A 17,409-nucleotide genomic window follows, 5' to 3' on the forward strand; every position below is an offset into this window, starting at 1 on the left:
CTTCAGCGTGTCAAGACTTACGCCTTCTCACCAGTTCTCCCCCAGCCCCAGCAGGCCCAGAATCTGCCGTCGCAAGTCCACCAGATAAGGATCATCCCGGTGTCGGGGGTACGGCCGGTCAATCGTCAACTGCGCGAGGATGTTCGCCGGGCGGTCGCTGAACACCACCACCCGGTTGGTCAGCAACAAGGCTTCTTCCACATCGTGGGTCACCAGCAAGGCCGTATAGCCCTGGCGCTGCCACAAGTCGATCAGTTCCTTTTGCATAGTGATACGGGTCAGGGAGTCGAGCTTGCCCAACGGCTCGTCGAGGATCAGCAGGCGGGGTTGATTGACCAGTGCGCGGGCCAGCGCAACTCGTTGCGCCATGCCACCGGACAACTGCCGTGGAAAAGCGCGAGCGAACTGGCTGAGACCGACTTTTTCCAGGGCTTCGTCGACCTTGGCCGAATGCGTCTTGAGCAGCCCCTGCGCTTCCAGGCCAACGGCGACGTTGTCCCACACGCGGCGCCACGGGTAGAGCGTCGGGTCCTGGAACACCACCACGCGGCTAGGGTCCGGGCCGATGATCGCGTCACCGTCCGCCAGCAAGCGGCCAGCGTCCGCCGGTTCCAGGCCGGCCACCAAGCGCAGCAAGGTCGACTTGCCGCATCCTGAAGGCCCGAGCAAGGCCACGAACTCGCCGGGCGCTACGTCCAACGAAACCCGCTCCAACACCGGCAGATGCTGGCCGTCCAGGGCAAAGCCATGGCTGAGGTTTTCTATGCGCAGCGCCAAACCTTCCGACGCCGATACTGCGTGTGCCAGCGCTACCATTTCATCGATCCTTTCTGCCAGGCCAACAACCGGTCACGCACCAGGAACAACCCGGTGATCAACCCCGAACACGCGAGCGCCATGATCAGCAAGGCAGCGTACATATTCGCGTAGGCGGCCCAGCCCTGGGCCCATTGCAGGTACCATCCGATACCGGATTTGACGCCCATCATCTCCGCCACCACCAAGGTCGAAAACGAGGCGCCCAGGCCCATGAACAGGCCGACGAATACATGAGGCAACGCGGCGGGAATCGCTACCTTGAAAATCAGAAAGCCTTGCTTGGCGCCGAGGGTGCGGGCTACGTCGTAATAGGCTTTGTCCACACTCGCCACGCCGGACCACGTGAGCACCGTGACCGGGAACCAGGTAGCCAGGGCGATCAAAAATACACTGGCGCTCCAACTGCTGGGAAACAGGAAAAAGCACAACGGCAACAACGCCGTCGACGGCACCGGACCGAGAATGCGCAACACCGGGTGCAACCAGTAGCCGATGCGCGTGGACCATCCGATCGCCACCCCCGCGATAAACCCGGTGATCGCGCCCAGCGCCACGCCCGAGCCCAGTAGCAACGCCGAGTGCAACAGGCTGTCGGCCAGCCGTGGGTAGTCTTCGACATACACGGCCAACAACGCCTGTGGCGGTGCAAAAAACGGCACTGGCAACAGCGCCAGCTTGGCGGTGAGTAGTTCCCAGATACCCAGCAGCACTGGCAAGGCGATCAGCCAGGGACCTGCGTTGCGCAGGCGCTGGCCCAGCTTCGCTACCTTGCGCCCCAGCAGGCTCAATACGGTGAACAGCGCCGCGATGCCCACGCACAGATTGGCCAGGCCTTGGGTCATCGGCCAGTTGCGCGTCGCGTTGGGCCAGTAGCAGATCAGCAGCGCGACGGCCAACCAGGCCCCCACCACCGCCACGCCCTGCCACCAGACCTTAAACGCCAGGGACGGGTTGAGGGTTGCCGCATCAACTGAAGACATCGGCGGTGATCTCCTTGGCAAACTCCACCGGGTCGGTGCTCTTGCTGATCACTTCGACGGTTTTCAGGTCGGTCACGTAGGTGAGGATTTCCTGGGTCAGCGCCGCGCCTACCGCATGGTGCCCGTGGGTGTGGTCGTGGAGGATCGCCTGCACTTCCTCTACCGACGTATTCAACGCATGGGCCTGGAAGCCTTTGGCAACTTCTTCGGGGTGCTGCACGGAATAGTCGTGGGCCTCCAGAATCGCCTGGGTCAAGGCCGCGACCACGCGTTTGTCTTCGCGCACCAGTTTGCCGGTGACGCCGACCACGCAGCAACTGAGGTTGGCGTACTCCTCCACCAGGTTGGTGGACAGTTCACGCGCCACGCCGGATTTGATCAGGCGGTACATGAACGGGTCACTGCCACTCACCGCCTGCACTTCGCCGCGCTCCAGGGCCGTGCCGAGCAGGTCGGCCGGGTACAGGCGCCACTCGACGTCGCGCACCGGGTCCACGCCGTGTTTCTTCAGCAGGATCGAGAAGAAATTGCGATCCGGACTGGCCATGTCGGTCACGCCGATAGCCTTGCCCTTGAGGTCTTCGAGTTTGGTCACGCCGCCATTCACCGCACTGAGCAGACGCAGGCAACCGCCGTGGGTGCCCGCCGTGAGTTTCACGTCGAACCCCTGCTCCAGCGCCTTGAGCCAACGCAGCGCCATACCCACGCCCGCGTCGGCTTTACCGGTGGCGATGGCCTCCAGCAGTACTTCGGTTGAGTTGCCGAAGTTGACCAGTTCCACGTCCAGGTTGTGCTTGGTGAAAAAACCCTGGCCGTGGGCGATCACCACTGGCGCCAGGCATACGGCATTGAGGTTGACTGCCAGTTTCAACTTGCGTGGCGCGTCGAGGCGAATGAACTCGCCGGTGCCGGCGGGTTCCTGTGAAGTGTTATGGCCAGCGTGTTCGTCAGCGGCGAACCCCAGGCGTGGCAGCGACAAGCTGGCCAGGGTGATACCGGCCAGGCCGAGCAGGCGACGGCGGGTTAAACGATCGAAATCAGCCATGCGAAATATCCCTTTTATCAATTCAGTTGTTGAGATCAGCCAATCCCAAATGCTCACGCAACGTCGCCCCTTCATACGCTGTGCGGAACAACCCCTTGCGCTGCAAATGCGGAATCACACTCTCGACAAACTCGGTGAACGACCCCGGCAGATACCCCGGTGAAATCACGAACCCATCGCAACCGCCCTGCTCAAACAGCTCGGCCAATTGATCGGCCACCTGCGCCCCCGTACCCACCAACTGCGGTACGCGCACGCTGCTGGCAAAGATGCGCCCGAGTTGTTCCAGGGTGGTGTCCGGGCCTTGCATCAACAGCTTTTCGGCTGCCGCCGGGTGGATCAGCGGCGACTGGGCGATCTCGGCCAGGGTCGCGGACAGCGGGAATGGCGACAGGTCCACATTCAACTGTGAAGCCAATGTCACCAGCCCCAATTCAGGTCGCGCCAAAGCGTTGTGTTTGTCGCGCTTGGCCCGGGCTTCGGCCTCGCTGCCCCCAATAAACGGCATCACCGCCGTCAGCACCTTGCAGCTGTCAGCCTCACGGCCTTGCTGCACCACCTGCGCACGCACGTCATCGCGAAACGCACGCATCGCCGCCAAATGCGGGTGAATGGTGAAAATCGCCTCGGCCCACCGCGCGCCAAAGCGCCGGCCCCGCCCGGACGAACCGGCCTGGATCAGCACCGGTCGGCCCTGAGGCGTGCGCGGAATATTCAACGGGCCTTCAACCCGGAACCACTCGCCCTGATGCTGCACCGAACGGATCAACTCGGGGTCCGCCAGCACGCCGCTTTGGCGGTCCAGCTTCAGCGCGTCCTTGCCCCAGCTGTTCCAGAGTTTGAGCGCGACTTCGACAAACTCATCGGCGCGGTCATAGCGCAGATCGTGTTCCAGGTGCTTGTCCTTGCCGAACAGGCGCCCTTCGCTGTCGTTCATCGAGGTGACGATATTCCACGCTGCACGGCCCCTGGACAGGTGGTCGAGGGTGGCGAATTCACGGGCGATGTGCGCCGGTTCGTAATAGGTGGTGGAACGGGTCGCACCGAGCCCCAGCTTGGAGGTCTTGCCGACCAGGTAAGAGAGGATCGGCAGCGGGTCCAGCCGCGTGGCGTCCTGGGCGCCGTAGCGCAAGGCGAACTCGCGGGAGCCACCCATCTGGTCACCCACGGCCAGGCGATCAGCGAAGAACAGGAAGTCGAACAGCCCCTCCTCCACCACCTTGGCCACCCGTGCGTAGTACTCGGGGTCGAGGTAATTGCCGACGGTTTCCGGATGGCGCCACACCGCGTGGCTGTGCACCACCGGCCCACTCAACAGGAACGCGGATAAATGGATTTGGCGGCTCATGGTTTTGGCGTCCACACAGTGATTGCGCTGACCTTCAACGGCTTGGGGATCAGCTTGGCGGCGTAGTAGGTGTCGGCGATGCGCTGTTGCTCGGCGAGGTTGTCCAGCTTGACCGGGATGATGTCGTAGCTGCGGCGGCTATTAGCGCGCTCTACCGTGGCCGGGGCGATGTTGCCCCACAGCGGGCCGAGGATTTCGGCAGCTTCCTTGGGGTGGGCCTTCACCCATTGGCCGGTCTCGCGCAGGGTGTCGAAGGTCACCTGCAACACGTCCGGATGAGCCTTGGCGAATTTCGTCGTAGCCAGGTAGAAGCGGTTGTAGTCGGCCAGGCCGTCCTTGCCATCGGCAATCACCCGCACGTGGTGATCCAGTTGCTGGGTGGCGAGGAACGGGTCCCAGATTACCCACGCGTCCACGCTGCCATTGGCGAAGGCGGCACCGCCGTCGGGTGCTTCCAGGTAGCGCGGAGTGATATCGGCCAGGGTCAGGCCGGCTTTCTTCAGCGCGGAGATCAGCAGGTAATTGCTGCCCGAGCCCTTGGACACGGCGACGGTCTTGCCCTTGAGGTCTGCGATGCTGTGGATCGGCGATTGGTCCTGCACGATGATCGCCTGGGCGCCCGGCGATGCGTTTTCCTGGGCGTAGTAGGTCAACGGCGCGTCGGCGGCCTGGGTGAACAGGGCAAAGGCATCGGCCACATCGGCATGGAGGTCGACGCTGCCGGCATTCAAGGAACTGAGCAAACCGGTGCTGAATTCATGCCAGTTCACGGTGAAGCCCAGCGGTTTGAGGCGCTGTTCCAACTGGCCATTTTGCTTGAGCAGGATCCACAAGGTGGACGAACGCTGGTAGCTGATGTCCAGGGTTTTCTCGGCATGGGCCGCCGCCGCGGCGAATAGCAGACTGGCGGCAACGATAAGTTTCTTGAACGTCATGGAAGGCCTTGGCGTGAGAGAAATAGAAGGAGCTGCATATGCCAAAAAACCGCGTAAGGCCTGGCAGAAAAACTCATTCGATTATATTAACGACGAGAAATGATGAAAGAATCTTATAATTCTATGGTTATGCCCAATTCGTCGGATTCACGGAAAAGCGCCCTAAGCTAAGATCGAAAGAGTATTTAACGAATGGTTTTTAGAACTTTAAGCTCGACGCTATTTCGTTGAAGATCGAGCTCGCCATGTCCTTACGTCGTCCCCTCGCCGCGGTACTCGGGTTGCTGGCCTTTTCTGTCGCCGTGAGCGCCGAGGCCCAGGAAACCGTGCGCATCGGTTACCAGAAGTCCTCGACCCTGATCACCCTGCTGAAAACCCAGGGCACCCTGGAAAAAGCCCTCAAGGCCGACAACATCGACGTGAGCTGGCATGAGTTCCCCAGCGGCCTGCCACTGCTCGAAGCGCTCAACGTGGGCAACGTCGACATCAGTGCCGACGTGGCCGACACAGTGCCGATCTTCGCCCAGGCCGCCCAGGCCAAACTCACCTACTTCGCCCAGGAAGCACCCTCGCCGTCAGCCCAGGCCATCGTGGTGCGCAAGGACTCGCCGATCCAGCAGTTGGCCGACCTCAAAGGCAAGAAAATCGCCGTGACCAAGGCGGCGGGCACCCACTATTTGCTGATTGCCGCGCTGGCCAAGGCAGGTCTGGAATTTTCGGATATCACACCGGCTTACCTGACACCCGCCGATGGTCGCGCGGCGTTCGAGAACAACAAGGTCGATGCCTGGGTCACCTGGGAACCCTTCCTGACCAGCGTGCAGCGCCAACTGCCGACGCGCACCCTGGCCGACGGCGCAGGTTTGGCCAGTTACAAGCGCTATTACCTGACGGGCACGCCCTACGCCAAGGCGCATCCTGAGGTGTTGAAGGTGGTGTATGAGCAACTGGAACAGGCCGGCACGTGGGTGAAGGCCAACCCACAGGACGCGGCCAAGATTCTCGGACCGCTGTGGGGCAACCTGGATGCGGCCACGGTTGAAGCCGCCAATGCGCACCGTAGTTACCAGGTGCAGCCGGTGACGCTCGACCAACTGGGCGAGCAGCAGAAAATCGCCGATGCGTTCTTCAAGGCAGGACTACTGCCCAAGGCCGTGGATGCCAAGGATGTGCAGACCTGGAAGCCTTGAAAAGTTTCATTTGGCAAGCTAGACGGGGTCAGTCTTCCCGCGATATCTGCGTCAGCCCCCGCGCCGCCAACGCCCCCATCACCCCGCCCACCATCGGCGCCAACCAGAACAGCCAAAGCTGCGCCAAGTACTCGCCGCCGGCAAACAACGCAGGCCCGGTGCTGCGTGCAGGGTTCACCGAGGTATTGGTTACCGGAATCAACACAAGGTGAATCAACGTCAGCGCCAGGCCAATGGCAATCGGCGCAAAGCCCGGCACAGCGCCCGCTACGGTCACGCGCATGATGATGAACAAGAAGAAGAACGTGGCGATGAATTCCGCGAGCAACGCGGCCTTCATATCAAAGAGGCCAGGACTTAGTGGGCCATAACCATTGGCGGCAAAACCACCCACTGCAAAATCCGCCTGCCCATTGGCAATCAGGTACAACGCCGCCGAAGCGCCAACCGCGCCGGCCACCTGCGCCGCGATGTACGGCAGCACATCACCACACGCCACACGACGCCCCGCCCATAAGCCAAGGGTCACCGCCGGGTTGAAATGCCCACCTGAAATACCGCCTACCGCATAGGCCATGGTCAGCACCGTGAGCCCGAACGCCAGCGAAACGCCGACAAACCCAATGCCCAATTCCGGGAAAGCCGCCGCCAGAATGGCGCTGCCACAGCCGCCGAACGTCAGCCAGAAAGTACCGATAAACTCGGCGGTCAAACGCTTTTGCACAATAGACTCCATTGCTGTTCAAGTGCCGTCACCACAGGCTGTGGGCGGTCCTGGGCGACGGTAGCAATGGGTATCAAAATGCTGTGTAAGCTTTGTCCTGTTTTATCGGGTTACAACACCCTGCCCAAACCGGCGGATCGCCAGGCAATACCCAATCAACGCCACCGCCGCCAGCAACCCACCTGCTGCGCCGATCCAGGCGAAGCCGAACTGGCTGCCGACCCAACTGCCCATCAGGGCGCCGCCGCCGATGCCGATGTTGTAGATGCCGGAAAACATCGCCATGGCCACGTCGGTGGCATCCGGCGCCAGCACCAGTACCTTGGATTGCATCGCCAGGCCAAACCCCATGATCGCCATGCCCCAGAAAATGCTCAGCACCACCAGGTAGGATTCTGCTCCGCTCAACGGCAGCAGCAGCGCCAGGCATGCGGCGAGGATGAAGACCGCGCCGACCACGAACAGGTGCGGGTTGAAGCGGTGCACCAGGCTAAACAACAGCGAGCCGATGATGCCGGCGCCGCCGAACACCAGCAGGATCAGGGTCACCGCGCTGCTGCTCATGCCCGCCACCCCTTCGACGAAGGGCTCGATGTAGCTGTAGGCGGTGAATTGCGCGGTCACGGTCATCGCGGTGAGCACATACAACGCCACCAGCGCCGGGCGCTTGAACAGCAGCGGCAGGCTGCGCAAAGAGCCGGAATTCTGGCTCGGCAGCAGCGGCAAGGTGCGCGCCAGCCAGAACACCAGGGCGGCGGCGAACGCGCCGATCACCAGGAACGTGGTGCGCCAGCCCATGGCTTCGCCCAGCAGGCGGCCCAGTGGAATACCCAGGACCATCGCCAGAGAAGTTCCGGTAGCCAGCAGGCCGAGGGCTTGCACCTGCTTGCCTTCCGGCGCCAGGCGCACTGCCAGCGATGCAGTGATCGACCAGAACAAGGCGTGGGACAAGGCAATGCCAATGCGACTGAGCATCAGCAGGCCGAAACTGTTAGCGACGCTGGAAAGGATGTGGCTGACGATAAACATGCAGAACAGCACGATCAGCAGCTTGCGCCGTTCGACGTTGCGGGTCAGCAGCATCACCGGCAGCGAGGTCAGGGACACGATCCAGGCGTAGATGGTGAGCATCAGCCCGACGCTGGACACGGGCATGTCGAAGCTGGCGCCGATGGCGCTGAGCAGCCCGACGGGCACGAATTCGGTGGTATTGAACACAAAGGCGGCCAACGCGAGGGCGATGACCGGTTGCCAGTTGGCTTGGGGCGTTGCGGCTGAAATGCTCATTGAAGGGCGCGGTACTCGGACGATGATCAGACGGCCACCCAGGACAAGCGCCGCCGCCGAGCATTCTATAGGTTTCTGGCGCGGCTGTTGACGCCGATCCGGCTCAAAACAACCTCAGGGCGTCACGGCGCGGTCAGGGTGACCACGTAGGCCCCCGATTGAATGGGCTTGCCGAGGGTGTCCACCAGCAGATACCGCTGGTCGTAATAGCGCCCATCACTGCGATCGGCGACCAACTTGACGTTAACCTGCGCAGTGCCCAGCGCCGTCACCGTGCGCACGGGCTGCACCGCTAACTGGCTGCCACGCAAGGCCTGGGGGCAGCCCTTGAGTTCCAGCGCCGACCCACTTGGCGCAGCCGCATGGCAACTCGGCTCGACGATACTGCCGTGAAACTGAATGACGCCTGAGGGGCCCGCTATGCCAGCACCTGCCCATAGCGCAAGAGCGCCGGTAACCAGTGACAAACGCTTAACGTTCATGTCGACGCTCCTTCTTGGGTAGTTAAGAAGGTAGTCGTCTGGGCCGGCGTTTACTTGAGCCTATTCGCCGAAGGTTGTGACAGGGATCATGGATCCACCTGCCCCATCAGTTCCGGAATGCTTTCCGGCCGCTTGGCATAACGCTGCGCCAGCGCCGCGCAGACCATCAGCTGGATCTGGTGGAACAGCATCAGCGGCAAAATCAGCACGCCCATGGTTGCCCCGGCGAACAACACCTGGGCCATCGGCACGCCAGTTGCCAGGCTCTTCTTCGAACCACAGAACAGAATGGTGATGCGATCTTCCTGGTTGAAGCCGAAAGCTTTGCCCAGCACGGTCGAAGCCACCAGCACCAAGGCGAGCAACACACAGCACGCCACCACCAACCCACCCAGCTCCCACAACGGGATCTGGTGCCAGATGCCTTCGTTGACCGCTTCGCTGAACGCGCCATAGACCACCAGCAGAATCGAGCCCTGATCAACGAACTTCAGCCAGGATTTATTGCGGCCGACCCACTCACCGATCCAGCGACGGGCGATCTGCCCGGCAATGAATGGCAGCAGCAATTGCACGCTGATTTTCAAGATCGCGTCGACGGTAGAGCCGCCCTCGCCGTGCACGTTGAGCAACAGTGTCACCAACAACGGCGTAAGAAAGATCCCGAACAGGCTGGACGCCGCCGCACTGCAAATCGCCGCCGGGATATTGCCCCGCGCCAAGGACGTGAAGGCAATCGCCGATTGCACCGTGGCCGGCAAAGCGCAGAGGTAGAGCATGCCCATGTACAGGTCTTTGCCGATCAACGGCGATAGCACCGGCTTGAGCGCCAGGCCCAACAGCGGGAACAGCACGAAAGTCAGGCTGAACACCAACAGATGCAGGCGCCAGTGCCCGGCACCGGCAACAATCGCCTGACGCGACAGCTTGGCGCCGTGCAGGAAGAACAGCAGCGCAATCGCCAGGTTGGTGACCCAACCGAAGGCCACAGCGGTTTGACCGCTGGCGGGCAGCAGGGAAGCGAGGATCACCGTGGCGATCAGCGTCAGGGTGAAGTTGTCGGGCAGAAAACGGGGGCGAGTCATAAGCAGGATCTTCCGGGGGTTGCCAAGAGCGTCGTCGCGACTCTAACGTAACGGCTTGTTACCGACTAACGCCAATGAGCCAGTAAATGCCGCCTAAAGGACATGACAAGACCGTCCGCCGCAGTGTGCCCGGGCTTTCCAGCCTGCCACGGCCGGTGTACGGACGCACCGAATCCTTGCCCAATCGTGCGCTGACGCGTCGTCACAGCCACCCGTGGGTGCAATTGTCCTACGCGATTTCCGGGGTGCTGGAGATCCAGACCAGCGTCGGCCGCTTCGTCGCGCCGCCTCAGCGGGCGGTGTGGATTCCGGCCGGCATGCCGCACCGCGTGTTCAGCTCGCCCTACACGGAAATGCGCAGCCTGTACCTGGATTGCAGCGTCACCACCTGGGCGGATGAGCGCTGTCATGTGCTGGAGGTGAGCAGTTTGCTGCGGGAGCTGATCCGCAGTTTCAGTGAATTGCCGGTGGAATATGCCGAGGATGGGCCGGATGGGCGTTTGGCCCAAGTGGTGCTGGACCAACTGGCGGCGGCGCCGCAAGTCGACCTGATGCTGCCGCTGCCAATGGACCCGCGCTTGCGCCAGATCTACCGCAGCTTGAATTCACACCCGGAGCAGCAGACGACCTTGGGCCAGTGGAGCCAGAAGCTGGGGGTGAGTGAGAAAACCCTCAGCCGCCTGTTCCTGAGCGACACCGGGCTGACCTTTCGGGCGTGGCGTCAGCGTTTGCGATTGCTCACCGCCCTGCCCGCCCTGGAGCAGGGCGAGCGGGTGACGGATGTGGCGCTGGGGTGTGGGTATGAATCCACTTCGGCGTTTATCAATGCATTTCGCCAGCAGTTCGAGGCCACGCCGGGGGAGTTCTTTCGCTAGGCAGAGGCCTTCGCCAGCATCGCCTGGAGCAACACATCCGCCCCCGCCGTCGACCATTCCTGGGAAATGTCTTCCGCCTCGTTATGGCTCAACCCATCCACACAGGGCACAAAAATCATCGCCGTCGGCGCCACTTGGTTCAGGTAGCAGGCATCGTGCCCGGCGCCGGAAATCATCGGCCGATGGCTGTAGCCCAATGCCTCGGCCGACGCCCGCACGACCTCGACACAGCCCGCGTCAAAGGCAATCGGCGCGTACTGGAAAATCTGCTTCACGCTGTGCTGCAAGCCGATCCCGTCGGCAATCTGCGCCACGGCATCGCGCAACTGTTGGTCCTGGCGCGCCAGCACCGCTTCGTCCGGGTGACGGAATTCCACACTGAAAAACACCCGCCCCGGCACCACGTTGCGTGAGTTGGGGAAGATATTCGCCATGCCCACCGTGGCCCGCCCTTCGGCGCCCTGCTCCAGGCCCAGCCCGTTGACGGCCTCGACCACACGGGCAAAACCGAGCAAGGCATCCAGGCGATGATCCATGGGCGTAGTGCCGGCGTGGGCACTGCGGCCGCTCAGTTCCACTTCGTACCAGCGCTGGCCCTGAGCGCCAGTGACCACGCCGATGGTAATGCCCTGTGCCTCTAGAATCGGGCCTTGTTCGATGTGCAGTTCGAACGCGGCGTGGATCGCTTGGCCACCCACCGGTTCGGTGCCTGCGTAGCCGATTTGCTGCAGCGCCTGGCCAATGGTCACGCCGGCTTTGTCTTCACGGGACAGCCCGTACTCCAGGTCAAACACGCCCGCGTAAACGCCCGACGAAATCATCGCCGGCGCAAAGCGTGAGCCTTCTTCGTTGGTCCAGTTGACCACTTCGATGGGCCTGTCGGTCTCGATCCCCAGGTCATTCAGGGTGCGCAGCACTTCCACGCCCGCAAGCACACCGTAGATGCCGTCGTACTTGCCGCCAAAGGGCTGGGAGTCGCCGTGGGAGCCGGTCATCACCGGGGCCAAATCGTCGAAGCGCCCCGCGCGACGGGCGAAGATATTGCCCATGGCATCCACGCGAATGCTGCAACCGGCCGCCTCGCACCACTGCACGAACAGGTCGCGGCCACGGCGGTCTTCGTCGGTCAGCGCCAGGCGCGAGACGCCGCCTTTTTCGGTGGCGCCGATCTGCGCCATTTCCATCAGCGAAGCCCACAGGCGTTCGCCGTTCACACGCGCCAGCTTACTCATGGGGTTTGGCCCGATAGCGGAAGTCACAACGGTGATCGCCGCCCATGATGGTCTGGGTGCGGGTCAACTGGATGTCCGGGTTGTAGCCGACGATAAACAGCTCGTCACGGTTGCACGACAGCAGGTGGCCGATCTCGCCCAGGCCCATTTCGTGGTACATCTCGGCGTAGCGGCAGCGCTTGACGTCGTAGTCGTAGTGCTCGGCGTCACTGGCGATGATCTCGACCTTCAGCGCGTCGTCCTTCTCCCACAGCACTTGCAGCTCGACGAAACTCTTGAGGTCGGCGCCCTGCTCTTCCAGCGACGCAAAATGCTTGCCGGCCTGGATCGCGGCATTGCCCACGGCTTCACCGATCACGGCAGCAGCAAAGTCCTTGCCCTGTTCGCGCTTGAGGATCTCGTAGATCGGCTTGATGATTTCGGCCTCGATGCGCCGCCGGGCGAGGATGCCCAGTTCACCTTCCAGTTTGCTCATGACTGCTCTCCATTAGCCCTTGTAGGAGCGAGCTTGCTCGCGAAAAATGTACAACCGACGCTGGCATGCGCCTGAAATACTTTCGCGAGCAAGCTCGCCCCTACAAAGGATCGGGTTTTATTGACCGCCTGCCACGCTCACCGGCTGCCATTGATTGGCCTTGACCTGGTAAACGGTGAACGACGGTTTCTTCAAGTTGCCTTCACCGTCAAAGGCGATGGTGCCGGTCACGCCCTCATAGCTAATGGCGCGCAGCACCGGCAGGTATTTCTGTGGGTCCACCGAATCTGCTTTCTCGATAGCCGCCACCAGCACGCCTACACCGTCGTAGGCGAACGGCGCGTGCAGCTCGATATTGGTTTTATAGCGGTCCTTGTAAGCCTGTTCGAACGCCTTGCCGCCCGGCATCTGCGCAATCGCCAGGCCCGGTTCCAGGGCGATCACGCCCTCGCCTTCGTTCTGTGCCAACTGCAGGAAGGTCTGGCTGACGAAACCACCGGCGCCCATCAATGGCGCCTTGATCCCCAACTGCTTGATGCGACGGGCCAACGGCGCGGCCTGGGCGTCGACGCCGCCGAAGAAGATCAGGTCCGGGTTCTGGCTGCGGATATTGGTCAGCACGGCGCTGAAGTCGATAGTCTTGTCATCCACGTATTCGCGGGACACCACCTTGGCGCCTCCGGCTTCGATGGACTTGACGAACTGGTCCGCCAGGCCCTGGCCGAACGCGGTGCGGTCGTCGATCACGGCGATACGCTGGGCTTTCAGGGTTTTCAAGGCGTAGTCGCCTGCTACCTGACCGCCATCGTCGTCATGGCCCATGATTCGGAAACTGGTGTCGAACCCTTGCTGGGTGTAAGCGTGACCGGTAGCCACCGGTGCGACCTGGGCGATGCCCGCGTCGTGGTAAACCCGTGCCGCCGGGATGCTGGTGCCGGTGTTCCAGTGGCCGACCACGCCCACCACGCCTTCATCCACCAGGCGCTGGGCCACGGTGACGGCGGTGCGTGGGTCGGACTGGTCGTCTTCGGACACTAGCTTGAAGGTCACGGCTTCACCGTTGATTTTCGGGTGCTTGGCGTTGGCCTGGTCGATGGCCAGTTGCGCGCCGTTTTCCAGGTCCTTGCCGATCCTGGCCGACGGGCCGGTAAGCGGACCGGCGAGACCGATCAACACAGTCTGGTCGGCCTGGGCCACGGCGCTGGCCAGGCTACTCAGGGCCAGGCCGATCAATGCGGTTTTCTTCAACGTGTTCATGGATTATTCCTGCTAAGTGTCGGGCGGGTCGGAACACGCCGGGCGTCCGGTAGCGTCATGGTTTTATTCACCGAGGTAGGCACTGCGCACCTCGGGGTGTTCAAGCAAAGCCTGGGAGGGACCGGTCAAGGTGATGCGCCCGGTGTCCATCACGTAGGCACGATCGGTGACTTGCAGCGCCAGCCGTGCGTTCTGTTCCACCAGCAACAGGGTCATGCCCTGGCGACAGACGTCGTCGATCACCTGGAAAATCTTCTCGACCATGATCGGCGCCAGGCCCATGGACGGCTCATCCAGGATCAACAAGCGCGGGCGTGACAACAGCGCACGGGCCAGGGCGAGCATCTGTTGCTCGCCACCGGACAACAGGCCGGCGGACTGATGCAGGCGTTCTTCCAGGCGCGGGAAGTGTTCGAACAACTGGCGCATTTCGCGCTGCACTTGCGCGTTATCGCGACGCAGAAAGGCACCAGCCTGCAGGTTTTCCAACACGCTCATGCGCGCGAAAATCCCGCGGCCCTCGGGGACCATGGCGATGCCTTGGCGCAGCAGGTGTTCCGGGGCCTGGCCGAGAACCGATTGCCCGGCAAAACGGATCGAACCCTTGGCCGCCGGCAACAAACCGGTCAAGGCCTTGAGGCTGGAGGACTTGCCTGCGCCATTGGCGCCGATCAGCGTGACGCGCTCGCCTTCAGCGATATGCAGGTCCAGGGATTTGACGGCTTCGATGGCGCCGTAGCGCACCTGCAAACCTTCGACATTCAACAAGGCTTCAGACATGCGCACTGGCTCCCAGATAGGCCTGGATCACCGCCGGATGCTGACGCACTTCGGCCGGCGGGCCGACGGCGATGACCTGGCCGTAGTCGAGCACGCTGATGCGGTCGCATACGCCCATCACCAACTTGACGTCGTGTTCGATCAGCAACAGCGTGTGGCCGTCGTCGCGGATCTTTTCCAGCAGGCCGCGCAATTGTACTTTCTCGCTGGCGTTCATGCCCGCCGCCGGTTCATCCAGGGCCAACAGGCGTGGCTCGGTGGCCAACGCGCGGGCGATTTCCAGGCGGCGTTGATGGCCGTAGCTGAGGCTGTCGGCGCGGTAATTGGCAAAGCCGGCCAGGCCTACATACGCCAACAAACGGTGGGCATGGGCGCGGGTCTGTGCCTCTTCTTCCTGCGCGCGGCGGTGACGACTCAAGGCCGCCCACACGCCGCTGCGGGTGCGCACATGGCGCCCGACCATAACGTTTTCCACGGCGCTCATCGCATTGAACAGGCGGATGTTCTGGAACGTGCGGGCAATACCGGCTTCGGCCACCTGATGCACGCAGGTGGGCTGGTAGTCGCGGCCATCTAACTGGAAACGCCCGGAATCCGGGGCATACAAGCCGGTCATCACATTAAAGAACGTGGTCTTGCCCGCGCCGTTCGGGCCGATCAACCCGTAGATCTCACCGGGCTGGATGCTCAGGCTTACATCGGTCAGCGCCGCGACGCCGCCGAAGTGCTTGTTGACCTGGTCTATCTGCAACAGCGGTGCGTTCATCGTGCCACTCCTTTGGGCCACAGCCCGGCCGGTCGATAGAGCATCGCCAGGATCAGCGCCAGGCCGTAGAACAACTGGCGGATGATTTCCGGGTCCACCAGCACCTGGCCGAACAGCGTCTGCTGCAGCGGGCCCATGCTGGCGCGCAAAGCTTCGGGCAAGGCCGCCAGCAGCACGCAGCCGAGGATCACGCCGGGGATATGGCCCATGCCACCCAGCACCACCATGGCCAACACGGCGATGGACTCGTTGAGGGTGAAGGACTCCGGCGAAACAAAGCCCTGGAACGACGCAAACAGCGCCCCGCTCACCCCACCAAACGCGGCACCAATGGCAAACGCCAACAGCTTGAGGCGCACCGTATTCACGCCCATGGCCTGCGCCGCTTCTTCGTCTTCACGGATCGCCACCCAGGCGCGGCCGATGCGCGAGCGCTCCAGGCGGATGCAGGCAAACAGGATCAGCACCACCAGCGCAGCAAACAGGTAGTAATAGAGGTAGACCGACGGCAGGCGCAGACCGAACAGCTCCTGGGTGCGACCGAGGTTCACGCCCAGCAGGCTGACCGGATCGACCTGGGCAATGCCTTTGGGCCCGTTGGTGATATTCACCGGGCGATCGAGGTTGCGCAGCAGGATGCGAATGATTTCGCCAAAGCCCAGGGTGACGATGGCCAGGTAATCGCCGCGCAGGCGCAGGGTCGGCGCGCCGAGCAGCACACCGCAACCGGCAGCCAGCAGCGCGCCCAACGGCAAAATCAGCCAGATCGAGGTGTGCATCCCTGCCGGCAACAGCGCGACCAACGCCGGAAACTGTTGCAGCAGATGGGGTGACGAGAGCAACGCTGCCAAGTAGGCACCCACCGCGTAAAACGCGATGAAGCCCATGTCCAGCAGCCCGGCGTAGCCAACCACGATGTTCAGGCCGAGGGCGAGCATGATGTACAGCAGGGCAAAGTCCAGGGTACGCACCCAGGTGTTGCCGCCGGCATGCCCGACTATCCAAGGCGCCAATACCAGGGCCACAGCGAACAGCAGCAAGCCGAGACTCGCACGCTTGTTGGGAGACAGAGACTTGATCATGCGCGGGTCGCCAAACGTTCGCCCAACAACCCCGAAGGACGGAACACCAGCACCGCGATCAACACGATGAAGGCGAACACATCCTGGTAATTACTGCCGAACACGCCATTGGTGGCCGCGCCCAGGTAACCGGTACCCAAGGCTTCGATCAACCCCAGCAGCAGGCCACCAAGCATGGCGCCCTTGAGGTTGCCGATACCGCCCAGCACCGCGGCGGTGAAGGCTTTGATGCCGGGCAAAAAGCCCATATAGAAATGCGCACTGCCGTAGTTGCTGGCCATCATGATCCCGGCGAGTGCCGCCAGGGCGCCGCCGATGGCGAAGGTGATGACAATAATCCGATTCGGGCTGATGCCCATCAGGCTGGCGACCTGGGGGTTTTCCGCCACGGCACGCATGGCGCGGCCGAAGCGCGTGCGCTCCACCAGCACCAGCAGCGCGACCATCACCGAGAGCGCGATAGCGATAGTAGTCAGCGCCGTGACGTTGGTAATCGCCGGGTGCGCCGAGGCACCGGCCAACACTTCAATCGGCGCCAGTGGCAGCAGTTGCGGGAACATCTGTGGGTTGCGGGTCCACACCAGCATGGCGATGGTTTGCAGCAGCAGCGACACGCCAATCCCGCTGATCAACGGCGCCAGGCGCGGCGCATGGCGCAGGCGGCGATAGGCAACGCGCTCGATCACCACCGCAAGCACCGCGCAAAACGCCATGGCAACGACGGTGGCACACAGCAACACCAGCACCGGCGGCAGTTCTGGAAAGCTCGCCTGCAACAGGCGAATCATCGACAATCCGACCAACGCGCCAATCATCAACACGTCGCCATGGGCAAAGTTGATGATGCGCAAAATGCCATAGACCATGGTGTAACCCAGGGCCACCAGCGCGTAGAGACTGCCCGTCATCAGACCGTTGAGCAGTTGTTGGAGAAACCCATCCATCAGGACCAGAGACCTCAGTGCGTACAAGGGCGGCACACTAAGCATCTATTCTGTTTTTATCAAATATCAGAAAGTCATATGCATATACCAAACGAATAACAGG

At 62.3% G+C, this 17,409-nt stretch carries 18 protein-coding genes; 2 read left to right on the top strand and 16 right to left on the bottom strand.

The window, feature by feature from the left end; all coding sequences use genetic code 11:
* Positions 1 to 27 precede the first annotated feature (27 nt).
* From HX793_RS19200 to HX793_RS19220, 5 genes are read right to left on the bottom strand one after another with little or no spacing between them, the layout of a single operon-like run.
* Positions 28 to 816 carry an ABC transporter ATP-binding protein gene (locus HX793_RS19200; protein WP_177096844.1) on the bottom strand — a complete coding sequence of 263 codons (789 nt, stop codon included), beginning with the start codon at positions 814 to 816 and terminating at the stop codon, positions 28 to 30.
* The gene (locus HX793_RS19205; protein ID WP_177052192.1) at positions 810 to 1,799 is read right to left on the bottom strand and encodes an ABC transporter permease; all 990 of its coding nucleotides are present in this window, start codon (positions 1,797 to 1,799) and stop codon (positions 810 to 812) included. The genes HX793_RS19200 and HX793_RS19205 overlap by 7 nt, the downstream gene beginning before the upstream one ends.
* Positions 1,786 to 2,844: an ABC transporter substrate-binding protein gene (locus HX793_RS19210; protein WP_095015700.1), complete on the bottom strand. Its 1,059-nt coding sequence runs from the start codon at positions 2,842 to 2,844 to the stop codon at positions 1,786 to 1,788. The genes HX793_RS19205 and HX793_RS19210 overlap by 14 nt, the downstream gene beginning before the upstream one ends.
* Before the next feature lie 22 nt (positions 2,845 to 2,866).
* Entirely contained in the window at positions 2,867 to 4,192 is a 1,326-nt protein-coding gene (locus HX793_RS19215; protein ID WP_177096843.1) for an LLM class flavin-dependent oxidoreductase, read from the bottom strand.
* A complete protein-coding gene (locus HX793_RS19220; protein WP_177096840.1) occupies positions 4,189 to 5,127 on the bottom strand; it encodes an aliphatic sulfonate ABC transporter substrate-binding protein in 939 nt (312 codons plus the stop codon). Before HX793_RS19220 ends, HX793_RS19215 begins: the two co-directional genes overlap by 4 nt.
* Positions 5,128 to 5,372: 245 nt before the next feature.
* On the opposite strand from HX793_RS19220, the gene HX793_RS19225 reads away from it, so the two are divergent.
* Positions 5,373 to 6,317 (top strand): aliphatic sulfonate ABC transporter substrate-binding protein, encoded by a 945-nt coding sequence (locus HX793_RS19225; protein WP_177062287.1) that lies wholly within the window; start codon positions 5,373 to 5,375, stop codon positions 6,315 to 6,317.
* A 28-nt stretch (positions 6,318 to 6,345) separates the two neighbouring features.
* Here HX793_RS19225 and aqpZ read toward each other — a convergent pair whose 3' ends face one another.
* The 4 genes from aqpZ to HX793_RS19245 form a co-directional block, all read right to left on the bottom strand.
* Positions 6,346 to 7,053: an aquaporin Z gene (gene aqpZ, locus HX793_RS19230; protein ID WP_177052185.1), complete on the bottom strand. Its 708-nt coding sequence runs from the start codon at positions 7,051 to 7,053 to the stop codon at positions 6,346 to 6,348.
* Positions 7,054 to 7,143: 90 nt separating this feature from the next.
* Positions 7,144 to 8,328 (bottom strand): sugar transporter, encoded by a 1,185-nt coding sequence (locus HX793_RS19235; protein ID WP_177060555.1) that lies wholly within the window; start codon positions 8,326 to 8,328, stop codon positions 7,144 to 7,146.
* A gap of 122 nt (positions 8,329 to 8,450) precedes the next feature.
* A complete protein-coding gene (locus HX793_RS19240; RefSeq protein ID WP_177060553.1) occupies positions 8,451 to 8,810 on the bottom strand; it encodes a type 1 fimbrial protein in 360 nt (119 codons plus the stop codon).
* Positions 8,811 to 8,896: 86 nt separating this feature from the next.
* Positions 8,897 to 9,895, bottom strand: coding sequence for a bile acid:sodium symporter family protein (locus tag HX793_RS19245; protein WP_012724877.1), 999 nt, complete (start codon positions 9,893 to 9,895; stop codon positions 8,897 to 8,899).
* 86 nt (positions 9,896 to 9,981) lie between these two features.
* On the opposite strand from HX793_RS19245, the gene HX793_RS19250 reads away from it, so the two are divergent.
* Complete coding sequence (locus tag HX793_RS19250) at positions 9,982 to 10,770, top strand: AraC family transcriptional regulator (RefSeq protein WP_177060551.1); 789 nt, start codon at positions 9,982 to 9,984, stop codon at positions 10,768 to 10,770.
* Here the strand turns inward: HX793_RS19250 and HX793_RS19255 are convergent.
* The 7 genes from HX793_RS19255 to HX793_RS19285 all read right to left on the bottom strand — a co-directional run bounded on the left by HX793_RS19255 (position 10,767) and on the right by HX793_RS19285 (position 17,306).
* Positions 10,767 to 12,002, bottom strand: a complete 1,236-nt coding sequence (locus HX793_RS19255; protein ID WP_177052178.1) for a Zn-dependent hydrolase — start codon at positions 12,000 to 12,002, stop codon at positions 10,767 to 10,769. The genes HX793_RS19250 and HX793_RS19255 overlap by 4 nt on opposite strands.
* Positions 11,995 to 12,477 carry an L-2-amino-thiazoline-4-carboxylic acid hydrolase gene (locus HX793_RS19260; RefSeq protein WP_016977290.1) on the bottom strand — a complete coding sequence of 161 codons (483 nt, stop codon included), beginning with the start codon at positions 12,475 to 12,477 and terminating at the stop codon, positions 11,995 to 11,997. The genes HX793_RS19255 and HX793_RS19260 overlap by 8 nt, the downstream gene beginning before the upstream one ends.
* A gap of 117 nt (positions 12,478 to 12,594) precedes the next feature.
* Entirely contained in the window at positions 12,595 to 13,734 is a 1,140-nt protein-coding gene (locus HX793_RS19265) for a branched-chain amino acid ABC transporter substrate-binding protein (RefSeq protein ID WP_095015688.1), read from the bottom strand.
* Positions 13,735 to 13,797: 63 nt separating this feature from the next.
* Entirely contained in the window at positions 13,798 to 14,502 is a 705-nt protein-coding gene (locus HX793_RS19270) for an ABC transporter ATP-binding protein (protein ID WP_438810855.1), read from the bottom strand.
* 4 nt (positions 14,503 to 14,506) lie between these two features.
* Positions 14,507 to 15,280 (bottom strand): ABC transporter ATP-binding protein, encoded by a 774-nt coding sequence (locus HX793_RS19275; protein ID WP_177096838.1) that lies wholly within the window; start codon positions 15,278 to 15,280, stop codon positions 14,507 to 14,509.
* A complete protein-coding gene (locus HX793_RS19280; RefSeq protein ID WP_177052167.1) occupies positions 15,277 to 16,362 on the bottom strand; it encodes an ABC transporter permease subunit in 1,086 nt (361 codons plus the stop codon). The genes HX793_RS19275 and HX793_RS19280 overlap by 4 nt, the downstream gene beginning before the upstream one ends.
* Positions 16,359 to 17,306 (bottom strand): branched-chain amino acid ABC transporter permease, encoded by a 948-nt coding sequence (locus HX793_RS19285; RefSeq protein WP_177052165.1) that lies wholly within the window; start codon positions 17,304 to 17,306, stop codon positions 16,359 to 16,361. The genes HX793_RS19280 and HX793_RS19285 overlap by 4 nt, the downstream gene beginning before the upstream one ends.
* Positions 17,307 to 17,409: the final 103 nt, after the last annotated feature.

It is taken from the genome of Pseudomonas reactans (assembly GCF_013387025.1).
GTDB lineage: Bacteria > Pseudomonadota > Gammaproteobacteria > Pseudomonadales > Pseudomonadaceae > Aquipseudomonas > Aquipseudomonas reactans.